The 19521-nt window shown below is 45.8% G+C and carries 17 protein-coding genes; 9 read left to right on the forward strand and 8 right to left on the reverse strand.

What is annotated here, in order from left to right; all coding sequences use genetic code 11:
• Window positions 1–67: 67 nt before the first annotated feature.
• The 3 genes from OH463_RS03825 to OH463_RS03835 form a co-directional block, all read right to left on the reverse strand.
• Complete coding sequence (locus OH463_RS03825) at window positions 68–502, reverse strand: EamA family transporter (protein ID WP_005449610.1); 435 nt, start codon at window positions 500–502, stop codon at window positions 68–70.
• Between the two features lie 88 nt (window positions 503–590).
• Complete coding sequence (locus OH463_RS03830; protein ID WP_269990577.1) at window positions 591–2621, reverse strand: TonB-dependent receptor domain-containing protein; 2031 nt, start codon at window positions 2619–2621, stop codon at window positions 591–593.
• Between the two features lie 135 nt (window positions 2622–2756).
• Window positions 2757–3698: a LysR family transcriptional regulator gene (locus OH463_RS03835; protein WP_005429183.1), complete on the reverse strand. Its 942-nt coding sequence runs from the start codon at window positions 3696–3698 to the stop codon at window positions 2757–2759.
• A 203-nt stretch (window positions 3699–3901) separates the two neighbouring features.
• On the opposite strand from OH463_RS03835, the gene OH463_RS03840 reads away from it, so the two are divergent.
• From OH463_RS03840 to OH463_RS03860, 5 genes are all read left to right on the forward strand, one after another.
• The gene (locus tag OH463_RS03840; RefSeq protein WP_038898035.1) at window positions 3902–4822 is read left to right on the forward strand and encodes a siderophore ABC transporter substrate-binding protein; all 921 of its coding nucleotides are present in this window, start codon (window positions 3902–3904) and stop codon (window positions 4820–4822) included.
• Window positions 4823–4913: 91 nt separating this feature from the next.
• Entirely contained in the window at window positions 4914–5870 is a 957-nt protein-coding gene (locus OH463_RS03845) for an ABC transporter permease (RefSeq protein WP_269990580.1), read from the forward strand.
• Entirely contained in the window at window positions 5863–6813 is a 951-nt protein-coding gene (locus OH463_RS03850; RefSeq protein WP_009695905.1) for an iron chelate uptake ABC transporter family permease subunit, read from the forward strand. Before OH463_RS03845 ends, OH463_RS03850 begins: the two co-directional genes overlap by 8 nt.
• An 11-nt stretch (window positions 6814–6824) precedes the next feature.
• Entirely contained in the window at window positions 6825–7586 is a 762-nt protein-coding gene (locus tag OH463_RS03855; RefSeq protein ID WP_005449633.1) for an iron ABC transporter ATP-binding protein, read from the forward strand.
• A 143-nt stretch (window positions 7587–7729) separates the two neighbouring features.
• Complete coding sequence (locus tag OH463_RS03860; protein ID WP_009695906.1) at window positions 7730–8332, forward strand: TetR/AcrR family transcriptional regulator; 603 nt, start codon at window positions 7730–7732, stop codon at window positions 8330–8332.
• A 110-nt stretch (window positions 8333–8442) separates the two neighbouring features.
• Here OH463_RS03860 and OH463_RS03865 read toward each other — a convergent pair whose 3' ends face one another.
• The 3 genes from OH463_RS03865 to OH463_RS03875 all read right to left on the reverse strand — a co-directional run bounded on the left by OH463_RS03865 (window position 8443) and on the right by OH463_RS03875 (window position 12975).
• Window positions 8443–9975: an MFS transporter gene (locus OH463_RS03865; protein ID WP_269990584.1), complete on the reverse strand. Its 1533-nt coding sequence runs from the start codon at window positions 9973–9975 to the stop codon at window positions 8443–8445.
• Window positions 9976–9980: 5 nt separating this feature from the next.
• Window positions 9981–10994, reverse strand: coding sequence for an HlyD family secretion protein (locus tag OH463_RS03870; RefSeq protein WP_269990585.1), 1014 nt, complete (start codon window positions 10992–10994; stop codon window positions 9981–9983).
• A gap of 247 nt (window positions 10995–11241) precedes the next feature.
• Window positions 11242–12975, reverse strand: a complete 1734-nt coding sequence (locus OH463_RS03875) for a hypothetical protein (RefSeq protein WP_050925714.1) — start codon at window positions 12973–12975, stop codon at window positions 11242–11244.
• 457 nt (window positions 12976–13432) lie between these two features.
• Here OH463_RS03875 and OH463_RS03880 point away from each other — a divergent pair, with 457 nt between their 5' ends.
• The 3 genes from OH463_RS03880 to OH463_RS03890 all read left to right on the forward strand — a co-directional run bounded on the left by OH463_RS03880 (window position 13433) and on the right by OH463_RS03890 (window position 15364).
• Window positions 13433–14386 (forward strand): M23 family metallopeptidase, encoded by a 954-nt coding sequence (locus tag OH463_RS03880; RefSeq protein ID WP_005449635.1) that lies wholly within the window; start codon window positions 13433–13435, stop codon window positions 14384–14386.
• Entirely contained in the window at window positions 14290–14730 is a 441-nt protein-coding gene (locus tag OH463_RS03885; RefSeq protein WP_074051870.1) for a bactofilin family protein, read from the forward strand. The genes OH463_RS03880 and OH463_RS03885 overlap by 97 nt, the downstream gene beginning before the upstream one ends.
• 247 nt (window positions 14731–14977) lie before the next feature.
• Entirely contained in the window at window positions 14978–15364 is a 387-nt protein-coding gene (locus OH463_RS03890; RefSeq protein ID WP_005449637.1) for a DUF2541 family protein, read from the forward strand.
• Between the two features lie 98 nt (window positions 15365–15462).
• Here the strand turns inward: OH463_RS03890 and OH463_RS03895 are convergent, their stop codons facing one another.
• Window positions 15463–15891: a Spy/CpxP family protein refolding chaperone gene (locus OH463_RS03895; RefSeq protein ID WP_050935374.1), complete on the reverse strand. Its 429-nt coding sequence runs from the start codon at window positions 15889–15891 to the stop codon at window positions 15463–15465.
• 357 nt (window positions 15892–16248) lie between these two features.
• Here OH463_RS03895 and OH463_RS03900 point away from each other — a divergent pair, with 357 nt between their 5' ends.
• Window positions 16249–16575, forward strand: coding sequence for a 2Fe-2S iron-sulfur cluster-binding protein (locus OH463_RS03900; RefSeq protein WP_050940871.1), 327 nt, complete (start codon window positions 16249–16251; stop codon window positions 16573–16575).
• 57 nt (window positions 16576–16632) lie between these two features.
• Here OH463_RS03900 and OH463_RS03905 read toward each other — a convergent pair whose 3' ends face one another.
• A complete protein-coding gene (locus OH463_RS03905) occupies window positions 16633–19383 on the reverse strand; it encodes a M16 family metallopeptidase (protein ID WP_269990586.1) in 2751 nt (916 codons plus the stop codon).
• Between the last annotated feature and the right edge of the window lie 138 nt (window positions 19384–19521).

The following is a 19521-nucleotide window of genomic DNA, read 5'->3' on the forward strand; positions in this document are numbered from 1 at the left end:
ATCAAAATAAAACGCCCACTTAAACAAAGTAGGCGCTGTTATTTTCAAACCATGCTGGAGGTTTCAACTAAGAACTTTGCAGGCTTACCAAAATCACGCCAGCGGTGATCAAGCCAATCCCCATCCAGTTAACCATACTGAGCTTCTCTCCCAGCAAAACCACACTGAAGATCGCAACTAACACCACACTCAACTTGTCGATAGGTGCAACTTGAGAAGCTTGCCCCAATGACATAGCGCGAAAGTAACACAGCCATGATGCGCCGGTTGCTAAACCCGACAGCACCAAAAACACCATACCTTTGGTCGAGATCTCACCTATGGCACTGAATTGCTTAGTCGCGTAAGCAATCAAACCGACTAAAACAAGGATGACGCAGGTACGAATAAAGGTCGCCAAGTCTGAGTTAATATTGGCGACACCCAGTTTGGTCAATACTGCGGTCATCGCTGCGAACACAGCTGACATAAGCGCCCAAAATAACCAAGAAGTTTGTAGCATTGCCTTTCCCCATTCATCCCTAAAAGCAAAAAAGGCGTTGCAGAGTATACTGCAACGCCATGTGTTCGAATCAGTGTCTCACCAGAGCTTAGAAGTCTGCCGTCATACCAACGTAGTAAGTACGTGGCGCTTCTACATAGCCGATGTTCTCTAGTTCTTTAGATACACGTTCGTCAGTCAGGTTAGTGATACCCGCACGAATACGCAGCGCATCGCTCACATGATAAACCGTGCCTAGATCCATTGTGGTGTAAGCATCTTGAGTTAACTCTGAATCAATCTTACGATCACCTCGGTAGCGCGCGCTAGCAAACAGATTCAAATCTTGAGTTGGGTACCAGTTTAATCGTGCAAACGCAGAGTGCTTGTAACGCTCGTTCAACTCTTCACCTGTCGACTTATCTTCAGTATCCAGATAAGTGTAGTTACCTGACATCGCCCATTGCTCGGTAAACTGAATGCTACCGGTCAGCTCCACACCTTGAATTACCGCTTTTGATACGTTTTGGTAAGATTTGTACGGGTTAGACAACTCACGATCGATAGGGTCACCATTGTCATCGATACAGCTCATCACCGCACTCGACCATGTACCCACTTCACAGAAGATATCCGTTTGTTCGATCAGGTTTTCGATTTCGTTACGGAATACCGCACCTTCTAGGTTCCAGTTACGACCGCTGTACAATGCCGAGAACTCATAGTTAACGCTGGTTTCTGCTTCCAGATCTTCGTTACCTACGATATTACAGTTGCCCTTACAGCTGTTCATCGAGAAGTCTGGATGGTTTTGCGTCATGGTTGGTGCTTTAAACGCTTTACCCACACCACCTTTCAATACCAAATCATCCGTTGTTTGATGTACTAGGTACACACGCGGACTGAACTCTTCACCGTAGTGTTCGTGCTTATCCAAACGACCACCAATCGTTGCCGTCAACGTATCGGTCATTTCCCATTGGTCTTGAACGAATACGGCACCTTGGTATGCCTCTGCTTTGTTGCCCTTAATATGCTCAGGGTTCGTAAGTTGGCTAGTTTGGTAATCCACACCAAAGGTTACTGTGTGGCTTTCACCTAGATAAGTCGTTGCTGACGCCTCAAAGATTTGTGTCAGCTCTTCAATTGAATCAGCACCATCGTTTGCCGCTTCAATGTTCTCTACGTTTTCACGTGAGTAACGAACTTGCGTATCACCCCAAGACCAAAACCCAGTGTGCGATAACGCTTGGCTGTTACGTTTAACGTGAGATTCAGAGTAAAGCACAGTCGTTGCGCTTTCAGCCGCCGTATCACGTTCATCATCGCTGTAACCAAGATCTAAATCGATGAATTGGTTATCAGCCAAATGCCAAGAAAGTGTACCGAACATCGCCAAACTGTCACGACCTTCAAGAGCAGTAATTTCTGAACGGTCGTAATCTTGACCTTTCACGCTCTTAATTCCTGTGTACGGCTGCCATGCATTGCGGCTAGTTTGAGAAACCGAAAAACGAGCAAATAGTGTGTCGTCAATCAGAGCGCCAGATGTAGTCAAACCTACGGTGTATTCTTGACCGCCATTGCCATCATTCGGCGATGTGTTATCTAGGCTAAGCTGTGAGCTCCAATCGTTGTCTGGCGACTTGGTGATAATGTTAATCGTACCGCCCATGCCGTCTGAACCATAAAGCGCCGACATAGGACCACGGATGATCTCTACTCGCTCAATTGAATCCATTGGGATCGCAGAAAGATCAAAGTCGTTACCACGTACAATCGCACTTGCTGAACTCATGCGACGACCATTTACCATGATCAATGTGTACTTAGAATCCATACCACGGATAGAAATTTGCTGACGACCGGCACGTGTGCTGTCGAAGTCTGACTCCACGCTGGTTGCATTAGACACGATGTCTGCCAGCGTGATGCCCGGATCGTTTTCGATATCTTCAGCGGTGATCACCGACATAGAAGCTGGTGCGTCTTTCAGCTCCATCTGGGTACGAGTTGCTGTTACAACAAGCTGCTCATCAGCTTCGATTGGCGTTGTATCAGCAAAGACAGAAAAAGAAGTACATAGCGCACCGATCACCACTGCTAATGGTTTTGGCGCAAACGGAGTCGTCTTCGACATGGTAAAAACCTATAAACTTTAATGGAACTTATAATGATAATGGTTCGCATTAAATAGCCTTTATTTAACGAAGACAAGCAACCGAGCATTTGCCGAAGTTATTACGATTATGTCAAATGTGAATAATGAATTTCTTTACCATTCACTCTCAGTTGAGCCATATATTTCTTTAAATAATGACTTAACCCAATTACACATCGGGTCGTTATGATAGCGCTTATGCCAGTACAAATAGACCGATTCACTGTCCATTCGAATCGCTTTCGGTACGGTTTTAGTAATCAATTTTCTGCCTTGACAAGCATCTTCCGCAAAGGGCGTTGGCAAGTGAAAAATCACATCTGTTTGTTCTGCGATCGCTGGTGCAGCATTGAAGTTTGAAAGCTGGACAGGAATCGATAATTGACGCTTTTTATCCACCACACCAAGCTCGACAAAACGATGATAAATCGACAGCGTTTTGCCTCCTTGAAGTGAGATTTGACCGAAATTGCAATCGAGCAGCATCTCTACCGTCAGCTCTTCAACATGCGCAAGCGGATGGGTTTCGCTCATCAGGAATCGGTAGTCGCGATTGGCAATTTTCATGCGGTACAAATTCTGCTCAGAGCTAGGCGGCTCGGCGGTTGAGAGCACAAAATGTACATCCCCTGCAATCAGTGCATCGAAATGGCGCTTCGGGATGGAGTCGATATCGACAATCATGTTCGGCGCTTCTTCACGGATACGCGAAACAATCGGTGGCAGTAAGAAAATTACCTGTGGAACCAAGCCGTAAAAACGGATCGTCCCGTTACTCTTTTCAGGTACAAATGACTGACCGTACATCAGCTTTTCTAGCCCGGTTAGAACGGTGTTCAAATCTTGCTTGATCACTTCGGCTTTTGGGGTCAATTCGTAGCCGTGTGCAGTGCGTACTAACAGCTCATCGTTGAACAAGTTTCTGAGTTTTTGTAAAGAGCGGCTCACCGACGGTTGGCTCATATTGAGCGATACCGCTGTGTTGGAAACATGCTTCTCTTCAAGTAGGTGTTTGAGAATAAACAATAAGTTCAAGTCGACTTGAGCTAAATTCATTTTTTGAATACTCACTATTCCGCTAATTCTGTTGCTGCATATAGACTATCTGCTAATGTGTCTGCAATCAATAATCATTCTTATTTGATTTTAATCAAATTAGTTATACCGCTTTACGACTAATCTCGCGCTCTATTTTTTAAAGCACTATTTGTTTTTTAAGGCACTAATGCGAGATTGCATCGCACCTTTTGGAAATCATTATGTTGGGTAAAACTTCTCTTCGCGTAGCAACGGGAGCTTTGCTGCTTGCATTGGCTCCTATCGGGGCAATGGCTAAAACCTACCAACACAGCTTGGGCACAGTAGACATTGATGGCGTTCCACAACGCGTCGTTGTTCTAGGCTACGGCAGTTTAGACTACATTGATGCTTTGGGTGTAACACCTGTCGGCATGCCAAAAACACTGTTGCCAAAATCACTTGAAAAATTCCAAATCGACTCGTTTGTGAATACGGGTAGCGTAAAAGAAGTGAACTTCGAGACGTTGTTTATGCTCAAGCCAGACCTGATCATCGCAGAAGGTCGAATGGCAGATATCTACAAAGATCTGAGCGACATCGCACCAACTTACATGTTCCGTATCGACACCACCGACTACTGGAAAACAACCCAAGAACACTGGCGCACGCTGGGTGACATCTTCGACAAAGAAGAACAAGCTGAGCAGTTAATCGAAGACGTTCAAGAGCAAATCGACCATCTTCACGCAAAAGTAGAAGAACAACCACGACGCGCACTGACGGTCTCAAACAGTGGTAACAGCTTGGCGATGTTTGGCACCAATAGCCGTTTCTCATTCGTGTATGAAGAAGCAGGCTTCGCGACTTCGACTTCTGAAAACGTGAAATCTGTACCACGCACTCACGGCAACCTGATTTCATTCGAATACATCGCTGATGCCCAACCTGAAGTACTGCTTATTCTTGACCGCGAACAAGCCATCGGTCAGAGCAGTGGTAAAGCAAAACAGCTGTTCGACAACGATCTCGTGAAGTCGACACCAGCGGCGAAAAACAACCGCGTGCTGTTTATGGACCCAGCGGCTTGGTACTTAACCGCAGGTGGCTACCAATCGACGCAAACCATGATTAAAGAGCTGAACCAAGTCATTGCTAACTAATAGATTCGGTTCCTGCTCATTCTAATCGATGACCTTTCCCGCTTCACGGTGCGAAAGGTCATTGTTGTTTTTATCACCCTATAAATACACCATGAAATTACATCATATCTTGGCTTTTTTGTTGCTCGTCGTACTCGCCTGCGCCTCTTTGTTGGTTGGGGTGGCGAACGTTTCACTCTCGCAGATTTTGGCTGGTGACAGCCACAGTTTGAACATCTTGCTGGTTAGTCGCTTACCCCGCTTGCTTGCCATCGTCTTAGCCGGAGCAGGCTTGAGTATCGCTGGTTTGATCATGCAGCAGATCGTGCAAAACCGCTTTGCTGCCCCATCCACCACCGGTACGGTCGATTGGGCAATGTTCGGCTACATCGTCGCGCTGATTCTGTTTGCAGACATGAGCAGTTGGATTCACCTGGTCACCATCTTCGCGTTTTCTGTGATTGGTACGGTGATCTTCGTGCGCTTCTTGCAACGTTTGAAGTTTAAGAACACCGTACTCGTCCCGCTGATCGGCATCATGTATGGCAACGTGGTGTCATCCATGACCACCTTTATTGCCTACAAGTACGACCTAGTACAGACTCTTGGTTCTTGGACTGTGGCTAACTTCGCCTCGGTATTGCGTGGTAACTACGAATTCTTATATCTCGCTCTTCCGGTCTCGGTTCTGGCTTACGCTTACGCTAACCGCTTTAGCGCGGCAAGTGTGGGTGAAAGCTTTGCAAAAAACATTGGTTTGAACTATCAACGCATCGTTCTGGTTGGTGTGATCCTTGTGGCTGTACTGTCGTCATCGGTGGTAATGATCGTTGGTATGATTCCGTTTCTTGGGCTTATAGTGCCAAACCTTGTGTCACTGTTCATTGGTGACAACATGCGTCGTAACTTGCCTTGGACCGCATACGCAGGTGTGATTTTGGTGCTTACTTGCGACATCCTCGGTCGCCTCATCATCTTCCCTTACGAGATTCCAATTTCGATGATCATCAGCATCTTGGGTGGCTCAATCTTCATTTACCTAGTTCTTAGAGACAAATCGAATGCGTGATTCTATGAAAGTAACGCTGCTGGCAATCGCGGCGGTTTTGATTTGTGCGGTGTTCATCGGCAAGGGCTTAACGCCAGACAACTACCAGTTCTTCTTGTCACGCCGCATCCCGAAAGTACTGGCGATTGTCTTGGCAGCAATGGCGATTGCGTCTTCGTCACTGATTTTCCAGACCATCACCAACAACCGAATCCTCACCCCTTCGATTCTGGGTTTCGATTCCATGTACGTGATGATTCAAGTGCTGCTTGTGGTGATGTTTGGGGGCTTGAGTGCTTTGGTCATCAACAGCAAGCTCAACTTCGTGTTGTCGACTGGCATCATGATTGTGTGTGCGATGACTTTGTTCAGCTTCTACTTCCGTGGTCGTCAGCGCAATATCTTCACCCTTTTGTTGATTGGTATCGTGTTGAGTAGCTTGTTCAACAGTGTCACTGGTTTCTTCACCATGATCACCGACCCAGATGAGTTCACCTTCATCCAAAGTTCGATGTTCGCGAGCTTCAACAACATCAACAGTGAATTGGTGTACTGGTGTGTGGTTCCGATGCTGCTGTGTGGCGCGTACCTAATGCGTATTGCCCACAAATTAGACGTAATGTGGCTTGGTGTCGATAACGCGAAAAGCCTAGGTGTGGATACCCACAAACTGACCATGCAAGTCATGTTCATCATCACTTTGATGGTGTCTATCTCGACCGCATTGATTGGTCCAATCTTGTTCTTTGGTCTGATTGTTGTGGCTCTGACTCGCCAAATCTTCACTGGTTACCAACATCGCTTATTGATTGTCGCAAGCTCAGTCTTGTCGGTTGTGCTGCTGTCAGGCGGTCAATGGGTGGTTGAAAACCTGTTCGATTTCGACACCACCATCAGCGTTATCATCAACTTTATCGGCGGCGGCTACTTCTTGCTTCTGCTTATGAAAAACAAATTCGATTAAGGGTTTATCACATGATCCGTATTCAAGGTCTTAGCAAAAAATACAACGAAAAATACGTGGTAAAAAACGCCGATGCCCTTTTTCCACTTGGTAAAGTAACCAGCATTATTGGTCCGAACGGCGCGGGTAAAAGTACCTTGCTGTCGATGGCGAGTCGCCTAACAGAAAGCGATGCTGGTAGCGTCGTGATTGGTGATAAGCCACTTGACCAATGGAACACCGAAGACTTGGCAAAGCGCCTATCAGTGCTGCGTCAGTCAAACAATATCAACATGCGCTTTACGGTGCGAGACTTGGTGGCGTTTGGTCGCTTCCCGTACTCACAAGGTCGTCTGACAGAAGAAGATCACCGCATCATTGATGAATCAATGCAACATCTGGAAATCGACCATTTGAAAGATCGCTTTATCGACCAACTGTCGGGCGGGCAACGTCAAATGGCATTTATTGCTATGGTGGTGGCACAAGATACCGACTACATCTTCTTGGATGAGCCGCTGAATAACCTCGACATTAAACACTCCGTCGACATCATGAGTACGCTACGTAAGCTTGCGGAAATGAAGAACAAAGCTGTAGTAATCGTAATTCACGACATCAACTTTGCGTCTTGTTACTCTGACCACATTGTGGCGATGAAGCTCGGGGAAGTCATTAAAGCGGGCTTAGTTGAAGAAGTGATTGATGCCGAAGTGCTGAGCGATATTTATGAGATTCCATTTATCGTGCAAGAGATTAACGGCAACCGTATTTCGTTGTACTACCGACGTTAACGTAACCAATTTGATTTCAAAGGCGGCCTCGTGTCGCCTTTTTTAATTTTGGTCAATGAAGAAGCATTAAACGCGGAAAAGCGGTGTGTCTCGGCAGCAATAATGATACTGTACTGAACAGTTTTATTTAGGCTGATTTAGTTATGCGCGCATCTACTGAAAAGAAAAGAACTCGAATCATCGAAGTCGCGACCGAACTGTTTATTGAACAGGGTTACAAGGACACGTCACTCGATCAAATCGTTTCAATTTGTGGAGGTTCAAAACAGACCCTGTATCGTTACTTTTCCAATAAAGAAGGGTTGTTTGTTGAAGTGCTCGCGCATAACACCAAGATCAGCCTAGAATCCGTTTTCCAACTTGCCGATAAACAGAATGAACCACTAAGAGAAACCTTAGAAGACTTCGCTAAAAAGTATCTACGTGGCATTTGCTCTAACCCAATCTTATCGCTTTATCGCATCGTGTCTGCTGATTTTAATAAACACGACTCGGTTCCAAATCAGTTTTGGCAAACCGGACCACAGCGTATTCACCAATACTTAATTGAGTTTTTAAAAACCGACACCATTAGCCAGCAGCTTCACATCAACGATGCCGATCTAGCCTGTGGTCAGCTACTCGCGCTGATCAAAATGGATTACCAGAATATGGCACTGATGGGCTTTGATTTCTTAAGCGACGAAGAATTGGATTCGCATACACAAAAAGCCGTGGCAGCATTCCTCACGTTGTATCAACGATAAGAATCTCAAGCCTAAAAATAACAAAGGGAGCACATTGGCTCCCTTTGTTATTTTTACTGCGCTGCCTAGTTACCTAACTATTTGGGCTACTAGTACTATTTTACTTAGCCTCAGTGTGCCTCTTGTTTTGCTGCCAGCTTTTTACCAATCAACAAGATTGGCGCAAGGGCAAAAATAGAGACAATAAACATCACCAACGAATTACTCAGCGCCAATGTCGTTGCTTGCTCCTTCACAACGGCACTAATCTGGCTCATGCCGAGCGCCGGATTAGGTAAGCGACCATGAGTTAGAATCGCGCCGCTCAACGCCTGCTCGTAAGCTACGAATACGTGATTAGAACCATCCAGAGTACGACCGATTTCGCCCGATGCTTGCGCGCTGTGGTTTTGAATCACACGAGAGAAAAACGCCCCGCCAATCACCCCGCCCATGGTTCGGAACAGATAGAAGTTAGCAATACCTTCTAAGCGCTGGCCTACTTGGAAATACATCAACACAGCAATCGTCACCGACACGTTCAACAAACCAACACCAAAACCGCGCAGCAGCATTGGGATGGGTAGTGACTCTGTACCAACAAAGCTTGGTAATTGGCTGAACTCGTGCACCGACAGTAGAATCATCAGTACGCCAAAAGGCACCACAGCATCTGCCAGTGGACGGCGGAAGTAATACACCAACACACTCACCAGCATGCCGACCAACATGGCGTAAAACGATGGCAACTGCGCATAGCCCGCATTGAGGCTGTTATAGTGCATCGCCATTTTTAGGAAGTTAGCAAACAGCACCGTACTTGCCATCACGGCAAAGCCTGCAAGAAAGGCGTTGTACATAAACACGTTAGTCTTTAACTTGCCGTGCAATTGCATCGACGCAGTATCCAAATGGCGCGTTTTCACCAACTGATACACCACCAACAAAACCAGTGCTGCAGTGACAGAAGAAGCCTGTACAAACCAGTCTGAATCCAACCAGTTGTAGTAGCTGCCACGCATCAGTAGGAACACCACCAAACTCATCGTTAACGCGAGTACAAGGTACACCGAACCTGAAGACTTTGGCTTAGTTTCAATCTCAATCGCCTGAGGCTTATACACGCCGATCATCACTAGAGCTGAAAAGTACAACCAAGCCGAGGCAACGTTCAAAAACGACCAATCAAACTCTTCAACAATCTCTGCCACCAACCACGGATAAGCGCCCATTGGTAACAGTGTTGAGAAGATCAGCGTCAGCGCAATAATCGCAGGCAACCAACGCTGCTCAAAAGTATTGAGTAGATAAAGGTTCACTACCACCAATAACATGCTCATGAAAAAGCCGCTTACTAACCAAGTCAGTGTGAACAACAACGCATGCTGACCAGTCCAATAGAGCGCAAGGTTTGTTCCCAAACCCACCAGCAATGCAGAGTGTAATGGCAATGACGTACCAAGCTTACGCACCATGATTGGGGTAAACATAAACCCTAATACTTGAGTGATCATAAAGCCGATTTTCACTAACTCGACTTCATCTGCGGACAAACCGGATGTGGCTGCCATCTCGTGGGACAACTCGGTAAACATCACCGAATTGATTCCAAAAGCCGCAATGGCGAACAGCGCAAAAATCAGCAATGGTGAACGTGTTTTCATGGCGATTAACCTTGAGTTGCGGTCTCAATCGACACTTCAGCCGATAAGCCAGGGTAGATGCGCTGTTTCAGCTCTTGTGGGATATCCAACTCGATACGCACTGGCACACGCTGAACTACTTTCACGAAATTACCAGTCGCATTTTGCGGTGGCAGTAAACTAAACTGCGCGCCTGTTGCTGGGGTTATGGAAGTTACACGACCATGCAATGGATGATCAGGGAACATGTCTAACACCACTTCCACGTCTTGCCCTTGTACGACGTTCTCTAGTTGAGTCTCTTTGAAGTTTGCCTCAATCCACACGTAATCCGGTACCATCACAATCAACCCCATGCCCGGTTGAACAAACTTACCCACTTGCACTTGTCTGTCTGCCACATAGCCATCAAAAGGCGCTCGAACGATAGTTCGCTCAAGGGCGATATTCACCAATCTCAGGTTCGCTTCGGCTTGTTTGCGTTGCGCGGTTAGCTGCATCTTTTCTGTCACGAGCGCGTCAAGCTGCTTCTGTTCAGCGGCTAGCGCTAGCTTGGCAGTTTCAAGGTTGCTGTTCGCTTCAATAGAACGCGTTCTTTGCGCTTCAAATTGGTTTTTACTCACCGACTGCTTTTGTACCAAACGAGACAGACGTTTAAACTCAGCCGCTTGATGTTCCGCGTTGGCACTTGCACTGTGAATGCCCTGCTTCGCCTGCTCGATCTTTACCAACTGCATCTCAGTTTTGGTTTGGTTTGCGGTCAGCGCTGCTTTTGCGACATCTAACGCCGACTTCGCAATTTCTTGATTGGCAATGAAATCTTCATCATCAATCGAAAACAGTGGCGCACCTTTGCTTACCCACTGGTTATCTTCGACAAAAAGTTGGCTTACCTGCCCACCGACTTCCGGAGAAATCGCCGTCACATCCGAGTGAACATAAGCGTTATCGGTAGTCACCGTATTAGGTTGGTATAACGCACAACCTGCAGCGAACAACGAACCAATAACAAGCGACAACGCAATGACTTTCTTCTTCATTTTTGAAACCCAACTTAATGATTTTCACAAACTGTACTGTACCGTACAGTTTTAGTAAAGATACATTTGATCATTTATGAAGGAGAAAGATCCATCCCACTGATTTTTATTGATCTTATTTGGTGCCCACTTTTGAATGAAAGGGAGAGAATTGAAGTACATATATTGAGAAAAACAAAAAAGGCGACACTGAGGTCGCCTTTTGATTATGAAAAAATACTTCGAGATTGAAGCCAGTGAATCACGCTTATTGCTGCGCTACCTTCACTTGTGGTTTCGTTGAACCGGTGTAATCAAAGTCGAACGTGATGCCATCTTTGGTTACATCCACCGCCATACCACCAACAAGTTGGCCTTGAAGGCTCATCATCAGATCTTCTGGAACTGGTTCGCCAGAAACTTCAGATGCCGTTTCCATCACTTCCAATACACGCTCTGAATCCAGAGTGAAGCTCAATAGACCATTCGCTGTTAGCGGTTGTGCCATCACCTTGTCACTTGCAGATGCTGCTGCATCACCGCTGTAAAGCGTCAAGTGACTGTCATTCAGACGAGCAAACACATCAATTGGCTTGCCAGCGTACGGTTCTAACAAACCACCAATATTCACGGGTTGGTTATCCGGTTGGATTTGGATTTGAGCAAGTTCAGGCACAAACATCTGCGCGGTTTGCAGCAACATGTTTGGATCGTCCGCAGAGATCGAGAAGATTGCGTCTAGCTGACCAAGCTCAGGGCCGTATTGACCGCTCATGTCTACATCAAGACCGAACATTTCCATGCTCAAGCCTTTCAGACCATTCGCCATACCTGCACCCATGCTGATTGCTGGAGCTGGATTTTGACCACGCATATCTTGCTGCGCTTTGGTTAAAATTGAACATTGGTATTGAGGCGTAGTTAGATCGGTCCAGATCTTACCAATTGCTGGTGCAAGCGTAGCAACATCCAAGCCCAGCGCTACACTGAACATACTCTTCTCGCCGTTTGATTCCGCGAGTACACCACGCATTGATTGCAGTGCTTCCAAAATCACTTGGTTTTTCGATTCAACGACTAAGCTACCATTAATGCGCGCCTTGCTGTCTTGGACTGAGTATTCACCAAATACCACCATTTGCGGCCAGTTTTCTGCGATCTGAGTAAACTCGGTATGACACGCTGGCGTGCGAAGTTCATCCAACATTGGATCAGAACCCGCCGTATTTAGTTGGCGAGCAAGGCGGTTACCATCCGTCGTAGTGAAACCTTTGATGATTTCACGGAAATCAACCAAGCCAAACGAGTTGTTGTTCGCACCGTATTTCGTTTTCAGCGCTTCCAAGCGACCAGAATCCGCAATGTTGTTCTTTGGCGATTCTAGACCAAATGCCATCTTAAGCGGGTTCTCAGCACCTAGCTCAGGAATATCCAACGTCACCGTCAGCACGTTGTTCACTACGCCCACAGCAAGACCAACACCCATTTGCGGATCTTGTGAGTCTGTTAGCTCATAGCGACGGAACTCAACCGTATCCAATTTCACGCTCTCGTGTTGAATACCGGCTAATTTTTCTTGCTCATCTAAGCTTTTCCATAGTGATGCAGGAGTCTCAAGCTGCATCTTATAAACTGGAACAAAACCAAGCGTATAGATAATTGGGCTTACCATATCGCCAGTACCTAGGAAAGATTTGAGACTTTCAGGTGAAGAAGATGCCGCAACATAAGCATCGAAGAAGTTAACCGCAAACTCGAGACCTGGAGTCAACTCTTCTTCTACGAACAGATCAGCAAGAGGCGGCTGTTGTGTTCCACCGAAAGCAGTCATGTATTCGTAATGATTGAATGGTTCTGTTTGGTAAGTCAGAACAAGTGTATCTGCCGGAACTTGCGTGAGTAGCGAGTTTGAAGATTCACCTTGGGCAAGGTTGTTTTGGTACACATAAGCGGCACCGCCAACTGCTGCGACCACTGCAGTAGCTAATAATAATTTTTTCACGACCAACTCCGTTGTCTTGGTTATATTTCCCCAAACCAACTAGCTGGTTTGAGAGAGCATTAAGCCTTCAATGAACGCTTTAACAAGATGAAAAATTTCATTTTTTGTTTCAGGCGTTTATTCGCGTGCAACGCCATCATAAACACCCAACCAGACTTATCAATTTCCCAAATGCTAAATTACTAAAATATCCAACATTTATAAGATAAAACGTGAAGTGAGTTAAATTGCTCAATCATACTATTGGTAATTTACTCAATCGAAAGGATAAGCTCCCCTTATCTCACTGACCAAAGCGGCGATAAGATTAAATCTACCCCCTAACTTTTATTGATTGTGTGAAAACAGATCACGATCTGACATTTTCATCAACATAATCAGTAGAAGCCGACGCACCTTTTCCTTAAAGTCTTGCTTTTCAACAAATAAACGGCAGAGCTACACCTAATTAAGCGCAATGAAAGACCAGCTAACGATTTCAATCTCCACCATTAACGGTTCCAAGCATTGGTACTTCAGTAAAACCATGCAACGCAACTTTAAAACTGGCGTAGTGGTGTTTGTACTGGCGTTAGCGGCGACTGCAATTTTGATAAACCACCTTTACTCACAAGTGGATGATGCGGTTCTTAAACAGGCAGAACTGACCGAACGTTCGCGTAGTATCGGGCAAGAACTCGATGATTTAAAAAATCTTAAATCCGAGTTAGAGAACGATCTCTCTGAACGAGAAGAACGCGTTCAACTCGTTTCTGAACGCTTAGGTGAGTTAGAAAAAGTGCTTGGTGTTGCCAAAGAGTCCTCCAGCGATAGTTTGGATGCGCGACTAGATACCGCAGCCATTACCTCACATGTACGTATGGCAATGCTTAATCAGATCCCTAACGGCTCGCCAGTAGGAAAGGCACGTTTTTCTTCTGGTTTTGGTAAACGCGTCCATCCCGTTACAAAGCAAGTCAAGATGCACCGAGGATTGGACTTTGCCGTAAACACTGGAACCAAGATTTACGCGCCAGCAGATGGCGTTGTTGAAGTTACTCGACGCAGTAAAAAAGGCTCGGGTAACTTCTTACGTTTACAACATTCATTCGGCTTTTCGAGCTCTTACTCGCACTTAACAGGGTTCAAAGTCAAAACCGGTGAGTTCGTCAAAAAAGGACAACTCATTGCAATCTCCGGCAACAGTGGGCTCTCTTCTGGTCCCCACCTTCATTATGAAGTGCGTTTTGTCGGACGAGCCCTAAACCCGAGGCCATTTGTCGATTGGAACCTCAATGATTTTGAAGACATCTTTACCAAGGAGCGAAGAATACGATGGGAATCTTTAATCAAAACCGTGGAACAACGAGTAGCCCAACAGCTTCAACTCTCATCGCCAAAGGCTGTACTGTTAGCGGAGAACTCAAAGTAGAAAGCGACATCCAGATTGATGGTATTGTTGAAGGTCAATTGCACGTCGAAGGCACCCTTGTGGTCGCAGAAAGTGGTCGCATCAAAGGCGACGTTTATGCGAAGCAACTTGTCATCAATGGCGTCCTTGATGGCAACTTCCATGCAGAGCACATTCAAGTGCTCGCAAAAGGTCGTGTTAGCGGCAAGATCTGGAGCAACAACTTGAGCATCGAACCGGGCGGTAAGTTCTTCGGTGAGGCAGCAGAGCTACCAGAAAAAGAAGTGGTGACGTTAAAAGACAAATCCACAGCAGTGAAAGGCGCCGCAAAAGCCGATAAACCACAGGCGGTTAAAAGCGCTTAATAACAAACCAAAAGAGCACATTTAAGTGCTCTTTTTTGTTTATCCTCTTCATCACCTCTCCCACTCCTTCATATCGTTTCGAACACAGCCTCGATAACGGATTCGCACTTGGTAGAAGCGAAGCCAGTACTTTTATTCGGGCAAAGTCAGCGGATTGTGAAACTTCATCCACATGCAAAAATATCGCTAGTAGATTTTCATTTCTCTCGACTATGATTCGCGCTCCTGTGTTTTGGTGATTATTTTAATGAGAATTTATACCGCTATTATCACGGCAGCACTCGCTGCAACAACACTTATCGCGCCTGCTCATGCGGACGATAAATTCACTTTGGGTCGTACCATTTTGCTTGAGCACGGTAACCTAGCAGCAAAAATCCCGATGATTGTTTGCCGCAATACCAACGCGATCAAAGTGAAAGCAGAGAAAGATATCGAACTACGAAAAGTGGTTGTACGATTCCAAAATGGTGACGAAAAAACCATTCGTTTCCATCGTGACCTTGATAAAGACAAAATGACAGATTGGCGTTACTTTGGTTACCGTCGCTGCGTAAAACATATCGAAGTTTACGGTAACTCAGAAGGCTCAAAGGCGGGCGTTCGCGTTTACGGCAAAGAGAAAAACGATTAAGTATCAGAGTGCGATCGTTCCTTTCATCGCAGACAAATACATAAAAAGACTCCCGCTTGGGAGTCTTTTTCGTTCTGTGACGAGTTTAAGCTGAGTGTTTATTGAGCGCTTTGTTTGATTGACTCAAACTTTTTCAACTGCTCTTGCTGGCGCTTCTCAAGCGTTGCTTTCTGTTCGTCAGTAAGCACATTGTAGATATCGTGCTGCGCTTTAAGTTGAGCAAGTTGTTTGTCCAACTGTTTTGCATTTGCTTGCTGAATCAGCTGTTTTGCTTTTGCTTCATCAAAGGATGATGCTTTAACCAATTTCTCGAATTGTTTTGCACTCTCTTGAGCCGCTTTAGGATCTTGTTTGCCCGCTAATTCGCTGCTGAGCTTAATCTGGATGTCTTCAATTTTTGCTTGCTGCTCCGCAGTCATACTCTCTAAACCAAATGGTTTTGGTGCAACAGGCTGCGCTGGTGTGGATTCTGCGAATACATTCGCGCTGCTTAGTAGTAGAATCGTCGACAATAGGTAGCGTTTCATTGGGGGAACCTTCATTTACTGCTATTTGGAATTAGATGAGACTCAATCGATACCACATGGTTTCCTGTACCTAGTAAATATGAGGCATTCCTTCACAAAAATGATTTTCGATTGAAGCCCGAAGGAACCTTGTACAATTCCAATAACTGCGTCGTCTTTTCTCGTGATCATTCGTCTTATACCCAAGTAACCTCGAGATGCTAGGTTCAGCGAGAATGACTTGGAAAGAGCTGGCTATTCCGCTGCGTTGTTTTCCTTACTTGCTTTCGGTAAATAGGGAATCAATGACAGCGCTCTGAATCCTGCATCTTGAAGTCACTTGGATATAATCATTGTTTAACCCTAATTTAAGAGCTTATGTTTACCTTTAAACCCGCAATCATTGAGATTGATACCCATAAAATCGCTATTTCACCGGATGACCAGAACCTTGTTGATATCGCTCGTAAGGTCAGAGTGAATATCGCCGCACCGTGTTTAAAGAACAGACGCATCAAAGGCTGCTGTCATGTTTGTAAAGTAGAAGTGGATGGCCAGCCTCGCTACGCGTGTAAGGTAAAACCCATGCCGGGCATGAAGGTGACCGTGCGTCGTGCTGATTTAGATGCGGCGCGTAAAGAGGCAGCAAAAGCTTACAAGCAGAAGATTAAAGCGCAAGAGTCTGTCGCCAATGAGCAAAACTGACTGAATACGGCGGCATTCAAAAATAAAAAGGGCGACCATGGAGTCGCCCTTTGCAAATTATGATTTTGGATTGAGGATGATCGTCGTGCGTTTCGCTTTGTTACCGAAGGCACGTTTTGCCAACGCTTTGACTTCTTCTAAAGTGACACTTTGCGCCGCTTTGTCGATATCAAGCAATACATCCAGTCCATAGTCATGAACAAGGTAACGCGTGTATGCCCAACTGCGTTGACCCGGACTGTCGTCGATGTCTTTCATTGCAACCACCAACTGTTTCTTCGCAATATCGACTTCTTTTTGAGTAATGTTCGTTGCCAAATCATCGATGATGTTGCCAAGCTGCGCATCCATTTTACTCACGTCTTTCGGATCGATTTGAGATTCAAAGAACCAGTCAGACACCATCTCTTCATCTTGCGTGATTGGGTAAATGCTTGGGCTGTAATCCAAACTTGCCTCTTCACGTAATTGATCAGTCACTCGTGCTGCCGCAATGCGTTGAAGTATGTCAATAACAACCGTTTCTTGCGCCGTTCTTGGCTGTTCATTGCCGTTCGTTAAACGCAATAAATACAGCGACGATGGCTCGTGCCCTTCTGCCATTACCAAGCGTTTTTGCGCATTAGGATTAAAATCGATGTGGTAGTCCACTGCTTCACTTGGTTTTAGATCAATCGATGCAACGTACTTACGCAATAACGGCGTGATCTGCTCTGGGTCGATGTCTGCAACCATCACCATCTTGTAGCCGCGGTTGTGGTTAAACAACGTCTCATGCAAAGCGAAAACTTGCTCTGGTGTGATATCCTTAACCCCATCTGCAGCTAACAGAACTTGACGACTGTTCGGCAGGTAAGCGTTTTCATTTGCCGCTTTGACCCACTTACCCATTGGTGATTCAAAGAACGCTCGACGCTGCTGAACAAACTCGCGTTTCACAGCGGCAAGTTGACGCTCGTCGACTTTAATTTCCGTCATGATGTTGTACAAACCATTTAGCGCACTCGCAAGGTGTGCTTTTGGCGCGATCACTTCTACACCATGATTGGTTGCACCCAAAATAGGAAACAGTGAAATATCCGTTTTACGCAAGTAGCTGTCGAGCTCAGAACCAGAGAAACCACCTAAGCCACTGCGTGCAGCAGCCATCGTTGCCACATCAAAGGCAGGGTACAACGACTTATCTAACGCCGCTTTACCACCTTGGCTTGCTAAATAAACGTATGCGCGATTGGCTGCTTTCTCGTCTTTTTGGAACCACACCTCAATGCCGTTCGATAGAGTGTAAACTTGGAATCCACCCTTCTCTTCACGCATTTTAGTGATCGTGCCTTCTTTGGTTGGTTGAATAAAACCATCCGTCTGCGCATACATGTCCAATGGCTTCTCACCAGCTTGTGCATATGCGGCGCTCAAGGCTGCAAATTGACCTGAAAACTGTGCTTTGTCTTCGTTTTTACCCAGTCCAATTACAAAGTTTGCTGGTTCAGACAACAGCGCTTTCAGCTCATCATTGGCATGATCTAATGTGTTGCTGTCGATAAAGCTCGACAAGCTTTGCTCATACCCTTGCTTCGATTGGCTTACCGAATTGATTTCTAACTGGTAAGTACGCGCTTCAGCATAACCTGCTGGCTTACGTTTCGACCAATCTGAATCAAGGTTAGATAGCTCGCCATACCAACCAGACATCACACCATCAAGCTCTTGTTGTGTCACTCCGTAGTCACGTAAAGACGTTAGCGTATTTAGGAAGATTTTCTGAATATTGTCACGACGCTCTGGCGCAAAAGAAACACCGGCAGACATGACACTGTGGTAGTTGGACGTGTAAGGCTGTGCATACGCGTATTGGAAAGATTCCGCCGCATCATTTAACACCGCAAGCAAACGTTGCTGGATAAGCTGAGCACTGACTTCGTCTTGCCATGCACTATGTTGTTGAGCCAAGGTTTGGCGCATCACAGAATCACGGTCGATGATCAGATGCAGACTTGGCGATTCCATTTGGCTGCTTGGCAGAATGCGATTGGCGTTATTCGCACGAATATCACGTCGCTTCTCAACCACAACGTCAGACGTGCTCTCCCAGTTTGAGAATTTTTTCTCGATAATCTTAGCGATCGAGTCCACATCAACATTACCTGTGATGATCAACTCTGCGTATTGCGGCTGATACCACTTGTCATAAAAGCGCTTTAAAGCGGGTGATGACGTATTTTCAATCGAGCTACGCGTACCAATTGGATCGTGCTCTGCGTAAGGCGTCCCCTCAATTGTGGCTTCGTACGCAGTGAAAGACAGCGGCTTATCATCCGGACGAGAACGTCGCCACTCTCCCAAAATCACGCCTTTCTCTTTTTCTACCTGCGTTGGGTCAAATTGAATGCCATCACCGATGTCACGCATCCACGTTAGCGCCTCACTCAGCTTGTCTGGATTGGCGAGATCCAATTTGTACGTCGTCTGCTGATAGGTTGTCGTGGCATTAATATCTGCACCAAAGCTGCCGCCTGATGCTTCAAACAGCTTTACAACATCATTGCCAGAAAAGTGCGTACTGCCATTGAACGCCATGTGCTCAATAAAATGAGCGTAGCCTTTTTGGCTGGCGTCCTCTTGGAAAGAGCCGACATTCATCATCAAACGTACTGAGACTTCTTCGTCTTGAGTCGGATAGATGTGGTACTTCATCCCATTGGCAAGTTGGTCGACATGCCAATTTGTATCGGCTTGGAGAGGTGTTGATTGGGGAGTCAGAGCGCACCCTGACAGTAATAATGCGGGTAATAACAACGTGCTACGCATAACTATTGTCCCTAACAATGAATAATTGAGGCAATATATCGATCACGTCATATGCTTGATATTTAATATGCAATATACGCCCTTATAGTAAGACTTTGATCACACTTTATAAAAACAAGAATCATTTACAAAGATGTA

It is taken from the genome of Vibrio sp. NFR (assembly GCF_027587095.1).
GTDB lineage: Bacteria > Pseudomonadota > Gammaproteobacteria > Enterobacterales > Vibrionaceae > Vibrio > Vibrio harveyi.